Consider the following 15,554-nt stretch of genomic DNA (forward strand, 5'->3'; position numbering starts at 1 on the left):
CCGGCCGCCCTGTCGAGGCCCCGAGCAGCGTTCCTTGGGCGGTCGCGGTGGCTGCGCCTGCGCCTGCTTCTGGCCCTGGCCGGGCCCTATGCCCGGCCCTCGAGGATCCCCTTGAGCTTGGCGAGGTCCTTGGTGTTCGCGCGGCGCATCGCCGCCTCCATGACCGGCGCGGCGATGGCCGCGAAGCCGCTCGGCTCCCCCGCATTGGCGAGCGTCATGACGGTGCCGCCCTCGCCGTCGTCCTTCCACGTGTAGGTGGTCCGCATCGGGAAGGGGCCCTGCGCCGTCGCCATGACGAGCCGCTCGCCGGGCACGTACTCCTCGATCCGGTAGGTGTAGGCGAGGTCGCGGCCGAGGAAGCGGGCGCGGAAGTCCACCTCGCTTCCGACGGCGAGCAGCTTGGGCGAGCGCCATGCGGCCGAGTGGATGTTGGCGTACCACTCGGGGGCATTGTCGGGGTCCGCGGCGTAGGCCGCGACCTCGGCGCGGGGGCGGTGGATGATCGCGGAGGTCTGGACGTCAACCACGGGAGGGCACCCGCCCCGTGAAGGCGACCAGCCGGTCGAGGGCGTGGGCGGACTCGTCCACGAGCTGCGCCTCGGCAAAGGCGCCGCTCGCGCGGACCTGGTGGCTGATCGTCTCCTCGGCGAGGCCGAGGACGTACTCCGAGAGCTCCGCGGAGACCTCGACCCGCCGGCCGAGGGCAGTCGCGTAGTCCCACGCGTGGACGAGGAGCTCGAGGGTGAGGATGTTCGCCACGGCCGCGGCCGGCATGACGGCGAAGCCCATGTCGACCTCGCCGTCGAGGCCGCGCCGCGCGAAGGCCTCGAGCGTGGGCTGGACGACGGCGGCGATGCGCGCCTCGACCGTGCCGCCAGCGTCGTCCGCCGGGAGGTCCGCGCCGAGCGCCGCGCCGATGCTCACGATGCTCCCGCGCAGGTGCCCGGTCAGGGCCGCAACGTCGTAGTCCGCGCACGGCGTGGGCAGGGACTGCTGCGCCGCCCCGACCCCGGTGAGCACGCGCGAGAGGACGGCGGCGGAGGCATCGGCGGCGGTGAGGCGGTTCAGGTCCGGGGGGACGGCGGCCCACTCGTCCGGGCCGGCGTCCCCTGACTCGGCCAGCGCCACGAGGCGGCCGAGGAAGTGGTTCCAGCCCTCGGCGTGGCTCGCCGTCTGGGCGGCGTCGAGGCCAGTGTGGTCGAGCGTGAGGTTCGTGCCGCCGTCGGCCGGCTCGAGGGTGATCGTCACGGTCGAGGCGCCGGGCGCGAGGTCCTCGGAACCCTCCCAGCCCCACGTGAAGGCGACCACGCGGCCCGGCTCGACCTCGGTGAACCTGCCCGCCGCGTGGTGGCCGGGGACGACCGTCCAGCGGTACTCGCCGCCGGCCCGCAGGTCGACGCGGGCGGTCACGGTCTGCCAGCGCCGCAGCCGCTCGGGCTGCGTGACGAGCGCGAAGGCCTCGTCCGGGCTGACGGGGAGGAACACGGTCTGGGTGAAGGACATGACGCTCCTTGGGTTGGCGGCGGGTCAGGGTTGGCGCTGCTGCGGGGGTTCGGGGGAGGCGGCGCCCTCGGGTACGCGGCCGGAGGCCAGCGCCTGGGCGTCGGCGACGAGGACGTCGAGCTCGCGGGCCCAGAACACGGCCACCTGCTCGCGCAGGCGGTCCATGCCCTCGGGCACGAGCCGGTAGTAGCGGTTGCGGCCCTCCTTGCGCGCCTCGACGAGGCCGACCTCGGCGAGGAGCAGGAGGTGCTGGGAGATCGCGGACCGGGAGACCTCGAACTGCTCGGCCAGCGGCGTGACGGACTGCTCCCCCGCGGCGAGCAGTGCGAGGAGCCTGCGCCGCGTGGGCTCGGCGGCGACCTCCAGCAGATCCGGCATGAAAATACGTTAGCAACGGCTAACGCATTGGGTCAAGGGTCGTGGGGGGTCGGGGGGCGATTCGTGGGGCGGGTCGTGGAGGGATCGGCGGCGGAGGACGTGAGACGCCTCGTCGCGAGGGAGGCGGGACGCGCGGAAGGGCGAGACGCCTCGTCGTCGGGAGCGGGCAGTTCGGAGGCAGAGGCCTCCGGCCCCTAGAGGCGCACGAGGTCCGCGTACTTCGGGCTGATGCCATCCCCCGAGGAGCGGCCCGTGAGGCGGCGCATGACCCACGGGCCGGCATGCTCGCGGACCCAGACCGCGTTGGCGCGCAGCTGCTGTGAGCGAGTCAGGACCGGCAGCTCGGGCGTCTCGGGGACCTCGGCCAGGCCCTCGTGCTCGAGGACCTCGAGGACGCGGTTGGCCATCGTCGCGTGCCCGAGGGAGGACATGTGCATGCGGTCCAGGTCCCACATGCGCCAGTCCTGGAACTCGTGGAAGCGCCAGTAGTCCACGATCGTGGCGCCGTGCCTGTCGGCGATCCAACGGACCTGCTCGTTGTAGATCGCGGTGCGGCCGCGCATCGTGCCGAAGACCTTGGACGAGCCGGCGTCGAAGCCCGTGAAGAGCAGCACCCGCGCGCCCGCCCCCACGAGGCGGGCGACGGCGGCGTCGTACTCGGCGAGGAGGCCGTCGATGTCGATGGTCGGGCGGAAGATGTCGTTGGCCCCCGCGTAGAGGGTCACGAGCGTGGGCTCGAGGGCGAGCGCGGCGTCGAGCTGCTCGGTGAGGACCTGGCGCATCTTGCGGCCGCGGATCGCGAGGTTCGCGTAGCCGAGGCGCGGATCAGCGGCCTGGAGCTGCTCGGCCACCCTGTCCGCCCAGCCGCGCACGCCGTTGGGCCGCGAGGGGTCCGGGTCGCCGAGCCCCTCGGTGAACGAGTCCCCGAGGGCGACGAAGCGCGCGGTGAAGACTGGAGTCGAGCCCGGTGTGGATCCCGAGGTCGATTCTCGGGTCGAGCCCGCGGTGACGTCCCCGCTCACGCCGGGCTCCCGCCGTCGTCCGCGAGCGCCTCGGCCCGCGCGGTGTCGCGGAAGATCCAGTTCCGGTCATCGAGCCGGGCCACGATCTTCTCCGCGATCTCGGCGAGGCGCCGCACGTCGTCGCCATCGAGGGCGTCGAAGATGAGCTCGCGCACGCGCTCGACGTGGATCGGGGCGAGCTCGACGATCGTCTCCCAGCCCTCGTCGGTCAGGTGCGCCGTGGTGACGCGGGCGTCGTCGGGCGAGGGCTGGCGGTCAATCCAGCCGCGCGCCTGCAGCTTGGTCACGACGTGCGAGAGCCGCGAGAGGGACGCCGACGTGCGCGAGGCCAGCTCCTTCATCGGCAGCGAGCGGCCCTCGGCCTCGCTGAGCATCGCGAGGACGTCGTAGTCGAAGAGCGAGAGCCGGTTGAGCGAGGTGAGGTGGGCGTCGAGCGCAGCCGGCAGCAGGGTGTTCACACTCAGCAGGGCCAGCCAGGCCCGGCGCTCCTGGGCGTTCAGCCAGCGGGGTTCCGTCACGGATATCAAGCATAGGCGTTTGGGATCTGCCTCTCGGCTCGCCCGGCGAGAACCGCCGCGGGAAGCCCACACGGGGTGTAAGGATCTGCCCAGGACCGGAAACTTGCCCGATGCACGGCTGGACGACGTGACCGCCGGCGCCGGCACAGGCCAACGGGGGGGTTCATGCTGAGGGAGCAGGAGAAGAGGCTGACGGCCTGGCACGAGGCGTTCCATGGGCGCGTGCTCGCGTTCGTGCGGCGCCGGGTCGCCTCGGAGGAGACGGCGCGGGAACTCGCCGCGGACGTGTTCCGCGTCGCGTGGCAGAAGGCAGACGAGGTTCCCGATCCGGCGCTGGGCTGGCTGCTTGCCGTGGCTCGGAACCTGATCGGCAACGAGTACCGCGGACGAGCGCGGGCCCGGCAGCTCGAGGCGCGGCTCGCCGAGTCGCTGCGAACGGAGAGCCAAACGCACGCCTCGGCCGAGCAGGCCCTGGTGGCGGCCGCGCTGTCCCGACTGAGAGAGAAAGACAGGGAGGTCCTCATGCTGTCCTACTGGGAAGGCCTGAGCCTGGCCGAGATCGGGCAGGTTCTCGGCTGCACCGGCTCGAACGCGGGCGTCCGGCTGCACAGGGCGCGCAAGGCCTTCGCGCGGGCGCTCCCGGCGCACCTCCGCCCAGAGAGCGAGGACTGACATGGACGCGATCCGACGCATGATCCAGGACATCAACCCCGTCCCCGACCGCGAGGGCCGCTCCCCGCTCCAGGAGGCTCGCACGCCCGAGACGATCCTCCTCCCTTCCCTGCCCGGCCCCGCTGCGGAAACCCCGGACACCGAAGATCCCGCCGACGGAGTCCCCGCCGAGGGCCGGTGGACGGCCGTGCAGTGGACGGGACTCGGACTGGCCGCTGCCGTGGTGGCGGCGGTCGTGGGGATCGGCGTGCTCGTGCCGAGGCCTACGCCGCCCGTGGCTCCAGCCTCGACCCCGACCCTGTCCGCCCCCGTGACCCCGGTGGCCCCCGCAACCACGCCCGCTCCCACATTGCCGGAGACCTCGCCTGCCGCCGACCCGTCCTCGGCCAGCGCCGACTGCAGCGTCTCCAGGATCGACGCGCTCCCCGCGGGCCCCTATCCGGTTCCGGCGGCCCTCCGCGAGCGGCCCCACGACTTCCGGGTCCTGGGCTGCACGAACGGCTGGATGGCCTTCGCCCTGACCGAGGAGGGCAAGAAGTACTGGGTTGACCATGGCCTGGCCCCGGACATCTCGCGGACGTTCCTCTACGCCCGGGCCAGCGGGGGGTACTTCATCCACACCATGGACCTGGCGACCCACGACTGGAGCATCCCGCCCGCGGCCGGCGCCGCGGAACGCCAGCGGTCCATGGAGAGCGCCTTCACCTCGGCCGGCATTCCGGTGGAGAACATGCAGGGACTCATCGGGACGCCCCCGCATCAGGGGTAGGCGCTTCGGAAGCGGGCCCGGGGACGGTACTAGCCTTGAGCCCATGAGTCCAGGCGCCGGCCGCTTCGCCCCGAGCCCCTCGGGGGAGCTCCACGTGGGGAACCTGCGCACGGCGCTGCTCGCGTGGCTCTTCGCCCGCGCGAGCGGGCGCCGCTTCCTCGTGCGCGTCGAGGACCTCGACCGCGCCCGCGCGGGAGCCGAGGAGGTCCAGCTGCGGGACCTCGCCGCCGTCGGCCTCGATTGGGACGGCGAGGTGGTCCGGCAGACCGAGCGCGGCGCGCTCTACGAGGCCGCGATCACGCGGCTCACGGCGGCCGGTCTCACGTACGAGTGCTACTGCACGCGCCGTGAGATCCAGGAGGCGCCGAGCGCGCCGCACGCCCCGCTCGGCGCGTACCCGGGCACGTGCCGGGACCTCACCGAGGCGGAGCGCGCACGACGGCGGGCGGAGCGGCCCGCGGCCGTCCGCCTCCGCGCGTCGGTCACCGAGTGGGCCGTGACGGACGCCCTGCACGGGCGGTACGCGGGGATCGTCGACGACTTCGTGCTGCGCCGCAACGACGGGGTCGTCGCGTACAACCTCGCGGTGGTGGTCGACGACGCCGCGCAGGGCGTGGACCAGGTGGTCCGCGGCGACGACCTCCTGCCCTCGACGCCCCGCCAGGCGTACCTCTCGGGGCTCCTCGGCATCCCCGTGCCGGAGTACGCGCACGTCCCCCTCGTGCTCAACCCCGCCGGGCGGCGGCTCGCGAAGCGCGACGGCGCCGTGACGCTCGCGGAGCTCGTGGCGGCGGGCGTGCCGGCCGGCCGGGTGACGGAGCTCCTGCTCTCCTCGCTCGGGCTGCCCGGGACGCTGCCCGAGGCCCTCGCCGTGTTCCGGCCCCAAGACCTCCCGCGGGACCCGTGGGTCCTGGAGCCGGCCGAGCTTCTGCCGCAGCGCCCCCACCCCCACCTCCCCAGCCCGGAATTGTCGAGTTGAGGCCGCTTCCGGCGCCTCGCACCGACGCGTAGCCGACAATTGCGGGGGGAGCCGAGAGTGTGGCGGGCGCGGCCTCAGCCCTGCATCGCGGTCAGCCCTTCATCGTGGCGTCAGCCCTGCATTGTGAACCGCCGCGCCGTGCGGCCCGCGGCCCACGGGACCCGGTAGAGCACCCCGACCACGGCGTTGCGGGCGGCCATGGCGGTGGGCGGCATCGGCCGGCCGAGGGCCATGTTGCGCCTGGCCTGCCGCGCCGCGAGGTCCGCCCCGCGCAGCCGCTCGCGCTCCGCGGCGGCCCAGAGCTCGGGCCATGCGGGCTCGCCGGGGCCACGAGGCCCCGCTCGCGGCACGTCGGCTCCCGATCGGTCCGCCCCTCGTCGGTCCGCACTCAGCACGTCCGCGACGATGAGCGGCGCGAAGGCCTCGGCGTCGAGCCACCCGAGGGTCATGCCCTGCCCGCCGATCGGGCTCACCTCGTGCGCGGCGTCCCCCACGAGCAGGACACGCCCGGCCCGCATCCGGGCCGCGAGCCGCTCCGTCACGGCGAAGGCGCTGAGCATCGTGCAGGTCCGCGGATCGAGCCGGGCCCCGGTCCGCTCCGCGACGAGCCGCGCGAGCCCCCGCGGAGTGGGGCCGGCCCAGAGGCGGTCGGTGTGGGCCACCCAGCGCCGCACGCCGCCCGGCAGCGGGAAGGACTCGACGATCCCGCCCGGCTCGAGATGCAGGACCGCGGCGGCCCCGTCGCCGGTCCTGTCCGCGAAGTCGCCCATGACGTAGGTGTCGGGCAGCGTCCGCTCCCGGATGGGAATGCCGAGCGCGCCCCGCATCGGCGAGCGCGCGCCGTCGGCCGCGACGACCCAGCGGCCGGCCACCGTCAGCTGGTCTTGCCCGTTCTCGCAGCGCACGACGGCGCCGTCGGCCTCCCGCACGAGGCCCACCGCGCGCATCCCCCGCCGCAGCGCACTGGGCGCGAGCCGGGCCAGCCGGGCCTCGAGGGCCTCCTCGGTGCGCCACTGGGGCACGGCGAGGACCGGGGGCTCGAGCGTGAGGCGCGCAATCTCGCGGCTCCCGCCCCGCAGCCCACGCGTGCGCGCCGAACCCTCGGCGATGCGGACGGCCTGCGCCGCCACCTCGTCCAGGACCCCGGCGCGGGCGAGGACGCGCTGCCCCGGCGGGTGGATGCCGATCGAGCGCGAGTGCCGCAGCCTCTCGGGCCGGGCCTCGAGCACGACGACGCCGACGCCCGCCTGGGCGAGCAGCACCGCGAGGCACAGGCCCACGGGGCCGCCGCCCACGATCACCGCGTGGTGCGTCTCGGGGTCGCGCATGCCGCGTACGAGCGCTAGGGCAGGAGGCGGGTCATGAGGGCTGTCTCGACCGTGAGGCCCGGCCCGAAGGCCATGGCGCAGACGCGCTCCGCGCCGATGGAAGGAGTGCCGATCGAAGGAGTGCCGGCAGAAGGAGCACCCGGCCCGCCGCCGTCCTGCGCTGTGTGGGTGCCAGCGCCCGCGCCGAGGATGTGCTCGAGCACGAACATGACCGTCGCGCTGGACATGTTGCCGAAGTTGCGCAGGGTCTCGCGGGCCGGCGCGGCCTGCGCCTCGCTGAGGCCGAGCCGCGCGACGACCTTGTCCACGATGCTGCGGCCCCCGGGGTGGATCGCCCAGTGCTCGATCTCGGCGTGCGGGAGCTCGGCGAGGGCCGGCTCGCGGGCCAGGAGCGGGACGAGGGCGCCCGTGATGTGCTCGTCGATGATGTGCGGGACGTACGTGCCGAGGACCATCTCGAAGCCGCGGTCGCCGATGTTCCACGCCATCGTCTCCTCGCCGACGGGGGTGAGGGTCGTCTCGAAGGCGTCGAGGCTCAGGGCGGGCCGGGTGAGCGGCAGGTCCCGCGCGGTCACGACGGCGGCCGCCGCGCCGTCCGCGAAGAGGGACGCGCCGAGGATCGTGTCCGGGTCGTTGGAGCTGCGCACGTGGAGGCTGCACAGCTCGACGATCGCCACGAGGACGACGGCGGAGGGGTCGGCGTCGCAGAACGCCTTGGCCGCGCGCAGGGCGGGGAACGCGGCGTAGCAGCCCATGAAGCCGAGGTGGAAGCGCTGCACCGAGGGCTTGAGGCCGAGGTCGCGGACCACACGGTAGTCGGGGCCGGGGTTGAAGAAGCCCGTGCAGGAGACGGTGACGACGTGGGTGACGTCCTCGGGGCCGATCCCCTCGGCGGCGTCGAGCGCCCGGCGCGCGGTCTCGGTGAAGAGCGGGGTGGCCTCGCGGACGAAGAGGTCGTTGCGGGTCTTGGTGCTCGGGGTCAGGATCGTGCCCGTGGACGGGTCGAAGAAGTCCGGGTCGTGGTCCGGGAGGTCCCAGGAGAACTCCGCGACGGCCGAGTAGCGGGTGTCGATCGCCGAGGCGTCGAAGCACGTCGCGACGAGGCGCTGGCCCAGGCGGGTGAGGCCCTTCTGGGCCGCGAAGACGTCCCGGGCCTCGGGCTGCTTGAGCACGGTGGACGGAACTGCGGTTTCGAGAGACCTCACAAGGACCGGCATGGGCCATTCTCACTATGGGACTGGTGCCCGGGGCAAGAGGCCGGGGGAAATCCGCTCTGGTGGGGGCTGGTTCAGCCCTCGGCGCAGCTCCTGTCGAGGAACTCCTGCGCGGCGCTGAAGAGCTGGTCGCCGTAGAGCTGCCGGGCGTCGGAGGGCTCCTCCCCGGGGTCGACGACGGGCGCGCTCGTCGCGATCGCGACCGACCGCGTGCCGTCCGCGCTGGCCATCACGACCGAGGCGTAGCCGAGCGCGTCGCCGCGCTGCCCGTAATGGACGCCCCCGCGACAGCTGCTGGACGCCCTCCAGAGCCCGAGGCCGTAGCCCTGGGGCCCCGGCTTCTGCATCTCGGCGAGGGACTCGGGCTTCAGGAGGCGGCCCGAGAGGAGCCCCGCGCCGAACGCCGCCAGGTCCCGGGCCGTCACGGCAGCGCCGCCCGGTAGGCCGGGCGTGGTCTCGCCTCCCGCAAGGTCCACCCGCTGGCCGCGCAGCCACACGTAGCCGTGCAGGATCTCGTCCTTCGGCTGGGATCCGAGCGTCGTGCCCGAGAGCCCGAGCGGGCGGACGATGTCCTCGCGGAAGACCTCGGCGATGGACTTGCCCCGGAGCTCCTCGACGATGAGCGCCACCGCCGCGAACGAGGTGTCGGTGAGGCCGAAGGAGCCGAACATGCTCGTGTTCCACGGCTGCCCGGCCGCCTGGGCGACGACGTCCCGCAGCGTGAGGGGCGTCTCGAGCACGTCCTCCGTCCACTCCCGCGGCGGCGGAAGCCCCGGGATGCCCGAGGTCTGGGCGAGCAGATCCCTGAGCGTCACGGTCCGCGGGGGCTTGAGGCCCATGGCCTCGAGCCTGTCATTGACCGGCGTGTCGAGGGCGAGCCTGCCCTCCTCGACGAGCTTGAGGGCCGAGACCGCGACCCAGGTCTGGAGGAGGCTCCCGGGGACGACGGCGTCGCCCGGCTGGGCGGGCTCGGCGCCGTCGAGCTTGCGCACCCCGTAGGCGTGCTCCCACGACATGCCGGGCCACTGGGCGTGGACCGTGACGCCCGATCCGCCGCTGCGCAGCGCGTTGCGGGCCGCCCGGTCGAGCGCCTCGACGGCCGGGGACATGCTCTGCGTGGGCACGGGCTCCGGGGCGTAGGAGCAGCCCGCCGAGGACAGGAGCAGGAGCACGACGGCGAGGACGGGCGCGAGCGGGACGTGCCGGTTCCGGCGGATTCTCGCGGGCATGGCGCACCTGTCCCTGGCCTGTGGTCCCACTCCCCGAGGCACGGCGCGGCACGCCGTGCCTCAAGGGTCGCGCCGGCCGCCGGGCCGGTCAACGGGGCGCGGAGTCGGACGCTCAGAGGAGCCGGGCGTCCTCGAGCTGCTCCGCGAGGCCCGCGCCGTCCGGCGCCGAGGCCCAGATGACGTCCGGGCGGGCGGCGACCTCGCCGCCGTCGTGCGTCGTGCCGCCCGAGAAGACGGCCTGGCTCGGGGAGAGCTGCCGGATCGCGACGGCCGCGACGGAGTCGGGGTGCGCGGCGGCGAAGTCGGCGTAGATCGCCTCGTCGTGCTGGCCGTTGTCCCCGACGAGGAGCCAGCGGATGTCGGGGAACTCGGCGGCGAGGCGCAGGAGGTTCTCGCGCTTGTGCTCACGGCCCGAGCGGAACCAGCGGTCCGGCGTCATGCCCCAGTCGGTGAGCAGGAGCGGCCCGGCCGGGTACAGGTTCCGCCCGAGGAAGCGCGCGAGCGTGGGCGCGGCGTTCCACGGGCCCGTGGAGAGGTACACGACCGGGGCCTCGGGGTGGTCCGTCGCGAGCCGGTCGAGGAGCACGGCCATGCCGGGAGTCGGCGTGCGCGCCCGCTCGCTCAGCACGAAGGTGTTCCACAGGGCCAGGAACGGACGCGGGAGGGCCGTGACCATGACGGTGTCGTCGATGTCGGAGACGATCCCGAACCGCGCCTCGGGGGACACGACGAGGATCTGCCCCACCGACGCCTCGGCGCCGTCGGCGCTCATGCGGGCCTCGTGCCACCCGGGCGTCAGCTCGACGTCGACCATCGCGTCCACGACGCCGCCCGAGTCGGCGCGCACGACGGCGCGCGTGCTGCCGATCTCGACCGTCACCTCGGCGTACTCGATCGGCACGGACGTGAAGGAGACCCAGCCGCGCACGTTCATGAAGTTGTCCTCGGGCCCGTGCAGGCCCGGCCTCGCGTACATGACCCGGGCCAGGACGCGCACGCGCCGCGTGGTCCCGTACCCGCGGTACGCGACGACCTGGGCCACGTAGTCCCCGTTGCGCACCATGCGCGTGCGCATCGCGTTCCACCCCCGCCCGATCCTCTGGGCGACGTTGAAGAGGGGCCGCAGCCGCGGGGTCGCGGCGCGGACGACGTCGTGGGCTGGGTGCACGGTCATGGAACCACTCTGCCACGACCGTGCGCCCTGGCTCACACCCGGGCCAGCTCCTCGATGTCCTCGAGGAAGGCCGCCGCGACGTCCGCGCCGACCGTGGTCTTGGTCTCGCCGATGGCCTCGAGGTAGTCCTCGGTGGTGGGCCCGCGCCGCCCGGGCGGCTGGCCGCCGCCGGGGCTCGCGCCGTCGTCCGCGGGCACCGTCTGGGCGCCGCCGTAGACGGCCTTCTCGAGGGCGCGCTGGCTCGCCGAGCGGGCCGCGAACTCGATGTCCGCCGGGGAGAAGCCCTCGGTGCGGGCCACGAGCGCGTCGATGTCGACGTCGGCGATGACCGAGTCGGGGATGAAGCGCTGCCACATGGCCAGGCGGGCCTCGGCGTCGGGCAGGCCGATGGGGATGACGTAGTCGAAGCGGCCGTGGCGCAGGAACGCCGAGTCGAGGGCGCGGATGAAGTTCGTCGCGCACACGAGGAGGCGGCCGGGCTGCTCGCGGAAGGCCGGGATGATCTTGAGCAGCTCGTTGGTCACGCCCTGGTTGGGGCTCGGCGGGTCGCCCGCGCGGTGCGAGGCGATCTCCTCGACCTCGTCGAGGAACACGACGGCGTGCTCGAGCTCGGCGATCTCGGTGAACGTGGTGCGGAGGGCGCCCGCGAGGCCCTCCGGATCGCCCGCGAGCCGGGACGGGAAGACCTCGACGAACGGCCACTCGAGGCGGGACGCGATGGCCTTGGCGAACGTCGTCTTGCCCGTCCCCGGCGGGCCGAAGAGCACGACGGCGCGCGGCGGCACGACGCCGAACTCGTCCGCGAGCTCGGCCTGGGCGAGCGGGAGCACGAGCCGGCGCTCGAGGAGCTGCTTCTCCCGCTTCATGCCCGCGACGTTCTCCCACAGGTCGCGCGGCAGGACGCGGCCGCCGAGCAGGGCCAGGGGCTCGAGCTCGGTGCGCTGGACCGGGATCTGGCGCTCGAAGAAGCGCAGGTTCTTCACGTCCTTGAACCCGCGCGAGAGGAACGCCTCGAGGCGGGTCTCGGTGTCCGGCATGAGGGCCGAGAGCTTCGTGAGGCCCAGCGGCGCCATGCGGTTCTCGAGCGCCGAGAGCAGCGCCGTCCCGATCCCGCGGGAGCGCCACTCGGGGAGGGTCGCGAGGAACACGATCCAGCCCTGCTCGTGGGCGGCGCGGCCCACGGCGGCGCCGACCACGTCCTCGCCGTGGAGCGCGACGACCGCGTGGTCCTTCTGGCAGCTCGCGAGGACCTCGGAGAGGGAGTAGACGGGCTCGATGCCGGAGGCCGTCATGGCGCTCCAGAGGTGGAGGATCCCGTCGAGGTCCGAGGGGTGGAAGTCCCTGATCCGCCAGCTGGTCATGCGCTGCTCCTTCGCTGTGCCCCGTCCGCTGCTTGCGCTGTGCCCGTCCGCTGCTTGCGCTGGGCCCTGTCCGCTGCACGCGAGTCTAGCGGCGGTGGCGTGGCAGTCAGGTTGCGTCTCGGAAGGGACGGGGCTGGGCCGGACCTGCGAGGATCGGGGCATGAGCATCGTGAAGATCAACGCCATCACCGTCCCCGCCGACTCCGGCGATGAGCTCGCGCGGCGCTTCGCCGCCCGGGCCGGCGCCGTCGACGGCCAGCCCGGCTTCGAAGGCTTCGAGCTCCTGCAGCCCACGGACGGGCGCAACGTGTGGCTCGTCGTGACCCGCTGGGCTGACGAGGAGAGCTTCGAGGCGTGGAGGAACTCGGCGTCGTTCGGCCAGGGGCACGGGCGCCCGGCCGGCGGGGCCGAGGGTGCCGCCGAGGGCGAGGCCCCGGCGGAGCGGCAGCGCCCGGTGGGCATGTCCGCCGAGCTGTGGAGCTTCTCCCCCGCCGACCTCGGGAGGTAGGCGCCTCCCAGGTGGCCCCGCGGCAGTCCCTCAGCGGTCGGTGAGCCGCGTCAGGACCTCGAGGTCCCGGGCCAGCCGGTCGTAGCGGGCGGGGCCGAGCTCGCGCCGCCACTCGGCCTCGATCCGCTCGATCTCGGCCCGGGCCACGGCCGTGGCGGCCGCGCCCCGGGGCGCCACGCGGATGAGGCGGGCCCGCGCATCGGACGGGTCGGGCACCCGCTCGACGTACCCGCCCGCCTCGAGCGCCTCGACCAGGGCGCTCGCGGTCTGCTTCGTCACCTTCGCGAGGTCCGCGAGCTCCGTGAGGCGCGAGCCGCTGCTCGAGATCCGCTGGAACACGCGCGACTGCGCCATCGTGATGTCCGTGAACCCGGCCGCGGCCACGGCCTCGAAGACCCTGTCCTCGAGCGCGCGGTACGGGATGTACAGGAGCAGTCCGATGTTGAACGCCACCCCTTGATTGTAGTCAGGCAAGCTGACCATAATTGGTCAGTATTCCGAACTACTTTGGGGGCAGGCGGTCACACCCGCCTCGCTTCGAGGGGGTGACCATGTACGGCGACGAGCTCTGGGGCCACATCCACGCCGAGCGCGCAGCCCTCGCGTCCCTCCTCGCCGGCCTCGCACCCGAGCAGTGGGACGCCCCGAGCCTGTGCCCCGGCTGGCGCGTCCGCGACGTCGCAGCCCACATCATCTCCGCCCCGCAGGCCACCCCGTGGGGCCTCGCGGCCGCCCTCGCCCGCGGCGGGGGGGACTTCGACCGCATGGTCTTCCTCGACGCCCGCCGCCGCGGCAGCGCCCCGCCGGCCACGATCCTCGGCGACTACCGCCGCCTGGCCCGCTCCCGCCGTCGTGCGCCGGGCACCTTCGGGACGACGCCCCTGCTCGACGTCCTCGTCCACGCCCAGGACATCGCGATCCCGCTCGGCCTCGCCCACCGCATGCCCGCCGACGCCGCGGCCGCGTGCGCGGAGCAGGTGTGGCGGGTCGCGTTCCCGTTCAGCGCACGACGGCGGCTGGGCGGCTTCGCGCTGCGCGCCACCGACGCGGACTGGCAGGCCGGCACCGGCCCCGCCGTCGAGGGCCCCATCGAGGCCCTCCTGCTGCTCCTGACCGGCAGGCGGGCGTGGCTGCACCGCCTCGCCGGGCCGGGGGCCGCGCAGCTCTGATCCCCTCGGCCGCCAAGGAGGCAGCCATGAACCTCATCACCCAGATCGCGGCGGGGCTGTTTGCCGTGACCCTCGTCGTCGTGGGCATCCTCGAGATCCGCTTCCACGGCGACCAACGGTTCCGCCCGATCTTCTACGTGGACCCCGGGACGGAGGGGGCCGTGCGGATGTGGGCGCAGAACATCGGGGCGGTCAACATCGTCACGGCGCTCGGCATCGCCACCGGACTCTGGATGGCCAATGCCGGGACGGGACCGGTCCACGGCGCGGGGGTCGGCATCGTGCTGTACACCCTCGCGGCGAACCTCCTGCTGGGCCCGTGGCTCGGGATCACGGAGCGGCGGCTGTGGGGCAGCGCGATCGGGCAGGCCGCGCTGCCGCTCGTGGGCCTCGTGGCGTTCGCCCTGGCCGGGTGACGCCCAGCTACGCCGTGCGCCGGCGCAGCACCGAGGCGAGCACGAAGGCCGCCGCGGCCGCCGTCGTCATCATGAGGGCCATGGGGAGGGGCGTGTCCTCCCCCGCGATGCCCGAGAGCGGCGAGACCGCGGCGCCGAAGATGAACTGCGAGAAGCCGAGCAGGGCCGAGCCGCTGCCGGAGACGTGCCGGACCTCCTCGAGCGCGAGGGCGGTCGAGTTGCCCATGATGAACCCGACGCTCGTCACGGCGCACCAGATGGGGACCGCGAGGACCCACCGGGGCACGGGAAGGAGCGCGACGACGAGGATGGCCGTGGAGAAGGCGAGGAGCGCGGGCACGGCGGCGCCGATCATGCGCTGCGGGCCCCAGCGGCGCACGAGGCGGGAGGACGCGTAGCCGGCGCCGATGAGGCCCACGGCGTTGACGCCGAAGATCGCCCCGTAGCCGACCGCGGAGAAGCCCATCACGTTCTGGTAGACGAACGGGGATGCGGAGATGTAGGTCATCATCGCCGCGAAGGTCAGGGCGAAGAGCGCCGCGTAGCCGAGGTAGCGGGGCACGCGCGCCAGCTGCGCGAAGCCGCCGAGGAGGCTGTGGGCGCCGCGCTGCTCGCGCGGGCGGGTCTCGCGGAACACGGTCGCGACGCACAGCATCATGAGCGCGAAGAGTGCCGCGAGCGTCCACATGACGCCGCGCCAGCCGACGGGCCCCTCGATGAGTGCCCCGATCGAGGGCGCGAGGACGGGGGCGACGCCGCCGACGGTCATCATGAGGCTCATGGTCCGGGCCGTCTCCGAGCCCTTCGTGAGGTCCACGATGATGGCCCGTGCGATCACGATCCCCGCCGCGCCGCAGAGGCCCTGCACGAGGCGGGCCGCGACGAGCACCTCGAGGGTCGGGGCGAGGGCCGCGAGCGCGGAGGCGGCGAGCGCGCCGGCGTTGCCGACCAGGAGCGGTCGCAGGCGGCCGAAGCGGTCGGAGATCGCGCCGAACGTGAGCTGCCCGAACGCCATGCCCACGAGGAAGCCCGTGAGCGTGAGCTGGACCCCCGAGGCCGTCGCCGCGAACTCCTGCTGCACGCGCGGGAAGCCGGGCAGGTACAGGTCGGTGGCGAGCGGCGCCGTCGTGGCGAGGAACGCGAGGGTCAGCAGCCAGGCCGGGTGGAGGCCGCCGCGCGGGTTCAGTGCTGGGGGCACGGGGTCCCCCGGGAGATGGTTGAAACGTCAGGCACCCGCCAAGCCTAGTAGGAGGTGGCGCGCCGGGGCTGTGACGCCAGACGCACTTGCGGGGTCACCTCCCAACGTTGCGGGGT

18 protein-coding genes are annotated in these 15,554 nt (G+C 73.9%); 6 read left to right on the forward strand and 12 right to left on the reverse strand.

What is annotated here, in order from left to right; translation table 11 throughout:
• Positions 1-86: 86 nt before the first annotated feature.
• The 5 genes from ACUYMY_RS16215 to ACUYMY_RS16235 all read right to left on the reverse strand — a co-directional run bounded on the left by ACUYMY_RS16215 (position 87) and on the right by ACUYMY_RS16235 (position 3,421).
• Positions 87-527 (reverse strand): SRPBCC family protein, encoded by a 441-nt coding sequence (locus tag ACUYMY_RS16215; RefSeq protein WP_481704549.1) that lies wholly within the window; start codon positions 525-527, stop codon positions 87-89.
• A complete protein-coding gene (locus tag ACUYMY_RS16220) occupies positions 520-1,503 on the reverse strand; it encodes a TIGR03086 family metal-binding protein (protein WP_481704550.1) in 984 nt (327 codons plus the stop codon). Before ACUYMY_RS16220 ends, ACUYMY_RS16215 begins: the two co-directional genes overlap by 8 nt.
• 24 nt (positions 1,504-1,527) lie before the next feature.
• A complete protein-coding gene (locus ACUYMY_RS16225; protein WP_481704551.1) occupies positions 1,528-1,881 on the reverse strand; it encodes an ArsR/SmtB family transcription factor in 354 nt (117 codons plus the stop codon).
• 194 nt (positions 1,882-2,075) lie between these two features.
• On the reverse strand, positions 2,076-2,903 hold the full coding sequence (locus tag ACUYMY_RS16230; RefSeq protein ID WP_481704552.1) for an SGNH/GDSL hydrolase family protein: 828 nt from the start codon (positions 2,901-2,903) through the stop codon (positions 2,076-2,078).
• Positions 2,900-3,421 (reverse strand): MarR family winged helix-turn-helix transcriptional regulator, encoded by a 522-nt coding sequence (locus ACUYMY_RS16235; RefSeq protein WP_481704553.1) that lies wholly within the window; start codon positions 3,419-3,421, stop codon positions 2,900-2,902. Before ACUYMY_RS16235 ends, ACUYMY_RS16230 begins: the two co-directional genes overlap by 4 nt.
• A 165-nt stretch (positions 3,422-3,586) precedes the next feature.
• Here ACUYMY_RS16235 and ACUYMY_RS16240 point away from each other — a divergent pair, with 165 nt between their 5' ends.
• The 3 genes from ACUYMY_RS16240 to gluQRS are packed head-to-tail and all read left to right on the forward strand — an operon-like array spanning position 3,587 to position 5,841.
• A complete protein-coding gene (locus ACUYMY_RS16240; RefSeq protein ID WP_481704554.1) occupies positions 3,587-4,093 on the forward strand; it encodes an RNA polymerase sigma factor in 507 nt (168 codons plus the stop codon).
• A gap of 1 nt (position 4,094) precedes the next feature.
• A complete protein-coding gene (locus tag ACUYMY_RS16245; protein WP_481704555.1) occupies positions 4,095-4,862 on the forward strand; it encodes a hypothetical protein in 768 nt (255 codons plus the stop codon).
• Positions 4,863-4,905: 43 nt separating this feature from the next.
• Positions 4,906-5,841, forward strand: a complete 936-nt coding sequence (gluQRS, locus tag ACUYMY_RS16250) for a tRNA glutamyl-Q(34) synthetase GluQRS (RefSeq protein WP_481704556.1) — start codon at positions 4,906-4,908, stop codon at positions 5,839-5,841.
• Positions 5,842-5,951: 110 nt separating this feature from the next.
• On the opposite strand, the gene ACUYMY_RS16255 is transcribed toward gluQRS, so the two are convergent.
• The 5 genes from ACUYMY_RS16255 to ACUYMY_RS16275 form a co-directional block, all read right to left on the reverse strand.
• A complete protein-coding gene (locus ACUYMY_RS16255; RefSeq protein ID WP_481704557.1) occupies positions 5,952-7,169 on the reverse strand; it encodes an FAD-dependent oxidoreductase in 1,218 nt (405 codons plus the stop codon).
• A gap of 14 nt (positions 7,170-7,183) precedes the next feature.
• Positions 7,184-8,386 carry a type III polyketide synthase gene (locus ACUYMY_RS16260; protein ID WP_481704558.1) on the reverse strand — a complete coding sequence of 401 codons (1,203 nt, stop codon included), beginning with the start codon at positions 8,384-8,386 and terminating at the stop codon, positions 7,184-7,186.
• A 71-nt stretch (positions 8,387-8,457) separates the two neighbouring features.
• The gene (locus tag ACUYMY_RS16265; RefSeq protein WP_481704559.1) at positions 8,458-9,612 is read right to left on the reverse strand and encodes a serine hydrolase domain-containing protein; all 1,155 of its coding nucleotides are present in this window, start codon (positions 9,610-9,612) and stop codon (positions 8,458-8,460) included.
• A 112-nt stretch (positions 9,613-9,724) separates the two neighbouring features.
• Positions 9,725-10,786: an App1 family protein gene (locus ACUYMY_RS16270; RefSeq protein ID WP_481704560.1), complete on the reverse strand. Its 1,062-nt coding sequence runs from the start codon at positions 10,784-10,786 to the stop codon at positions 9,725-9,727.
• A gap of 32 nt (positions 10,787-10,818) precedes the next feature.
• Positions 10,819-12,147: an ATP-binding protein gene (locus ACUYMY_RS16275; protein ID WP_481704561.1), complete on the reverse strand. Its 1,329-nt coding sequence runs from the start codon at positions 12,145-12,147 to the stop codon at positions 10,819-10,821.
• A 160-nt stretch (positions 12,148-12,307) separates the two neighbouring features.
• On the opposite strand from ACUYMY_RS16275, the gene ACUYMY_RS16280 reads away from it, so the two are divergent.
• Positions 12,308-12,655 (forward strand): antibiotic biosynthesis monooxygenase family protein, encoded by a 348-nt coding sequence (locus tag ACUYMY_RS16280; RefSeq protein ID WP_481704562.1) that lies wholly within the window; start codon positions 12,308-12,310, stop codon positions 12,653-12,655.
• 30 nt (positions 12,656-12,685) lie between these two features.
• Here ACUYMY_RS16280 and ACUYMY_RS16285 read toward each other — a convergent pair whose 3' ends face one another.
• Positions 12,686-13,108, reverse strand: a complete 423-nt coding sequence (locus ACUYMY_RS16285; protein WP_481704563.1) for a MarR family winged helix-turn-helix transcriptional regulator — start codon at positions 13,106-13,108, stop codon at positions 12,686-12,688.
• A 98-nt stretch (positions 13,109-13,206) separates the two neighbouring features.
• On the opposite strand from ACUYMY_RS16285, the gene ACUYMY_RS16290 reads away from it, so the two are divergent.
• Positions 13,207-13,824 (forward strand): maleylpyruvate isomerase family mycothiol-dependent enzyme, encoded by a 618-nt coding sequence (locus ACUYMY_RS16290; RefSeq protein WP_481704564.1) that lies wholly within the window; start codon positions 13,207-13,209, stop codon positions 13,822-13,824.
• A 26-nt stretch (positions 13,825-13,850) separates the two neighbouring features.
• Positions 13,851-14,240: a DUF1304 family protein gene (locus ACUYMY_RS16295; RefSeq protein WP_481704565.1), complete on the forward strand. Its 390-nt coding sequence runs from the start codon at positions 13,851-13,853 to the stop codon at positions 14,238-14,240.
• Between the two features lie 7 nt (positions 14,241-14,247).
• Here ACUYMY_RS16295 and ACUYMY_RS16300 read toward each other — a convergent pair whose 3' ends face one another.
• Positions 14,248-15,438, reverse strand: a complete 1,191-nt coding sequence (locus ACUYMY_RS16300; protein WP_481704566.1) for a multidrug effflux MFS transporter — start codon at positions 15,436-15,438, stop codon at positions 14,248-14,250.
• Positions 15,439-15,554 lie beyond the last annotated feature (116 nt).

The organism is Sinomonas sp. T428B (assembly GCF_056780155.1).

Excerpts from the sequence above, each read along its gene's own strand:
- ACUYMY_RS16220 (WP_481704550.1), bottom strand. The coding sequence starts at position 1,503 with ATGTCCTTCACCCAGACCGTGTTCCTCCCCGTCAGCCCGGACGAGGCC.
- ACUYMY_RS16255 (WP_481704557.1), bottom strand. The coding sequence starts at position 7,169 with ATGCGCGACCCCGAGACGCACCACGCGGTGATCGTGGGCGGCGGCCCC.
- ACUYMY_RS16260 (WP_481704558.1), bottom strand. The coding sequence starts at position 8,386 with ATGCCGGTCCTTGTGAGGTCTCTCGAAACCGCAGTTCCGTCCACCGTG.
- ACUYMY_RS16290 (WP_481704564.1), top strand. The coding sequence starts at position 13,207 with ATGTACGGCGACGAGCTCTGGGGCCACATCCACGCCGAGCGCGCAGCC.
- ACUYMY_RS16245 (WP_481704555.1), top strand. The coding sequence starts at position 4,095 with ATGGACGCGATCCGACGCATGATCCAGGACATCAACCCCGTCCCCGAC.
- ACUYMY_RS16225 (WP_481704551.1), bottom strand. The coding sequence starts at position 1,881 with ATGCCGGATCTGCTGGAGGTCGCCGCCGAGCCCACGCGGCGCAGGCTC.
- ACUYMY_RS16280 (WP_481704562.1), top strand. The coding sequence starts at position 12,308 with ATGAGCATCGTGAAGATCAACGCCATCACCGTCCCCGCCGACTCCGGC.
- ACUYMY_RS16270 (WP_481704560.1), bottom strand. The coding sequence starts at position 10,786 with ATGACCGTGCACCCAGCCCACGACGTCGTCCGCGCCGCGACCCCGCGG.
- ACUYMY_RS16265 (WP_481704559.1), bottom strand. The coding sequence starts at position 9,612 with ATGCCCGCGAGAATCCGCCGGAACCGGCACGTCCCGCTCGCGCCCGTC.
- ACUYMY_RS16295 (WP_481704565.1), top strand. The coding sequence starts at position 13,851 with ATGAACCTCATCACCCAGATCGCGGCGGGGCTGTTTGCCGTGACCCTC.
- gluQRS (WP_481704556.1), top strand. The coding sequence starts at position 4,906 with ATGAGTCCAGGCGCCGGCCGCTTCGCCCCGAGCCCCTCGGGGGAGCTC.
- ACUYMY_RS16275 (WP_481704561.1), bottom strand. The coding sequence starts at position 12,147 with ATGACCAGCTGGCGGATCAGGGACTTCCACCCCTCGGACCTCGACGGG.
- ACUYMY_RS16240 (WP_481704554.1), top strand. The coding sequence starts at position 3,587 with ATGCTGAGGGAGCAGGAGAAGAGGCTGACGGCCTGGCACGAGGCGTTC.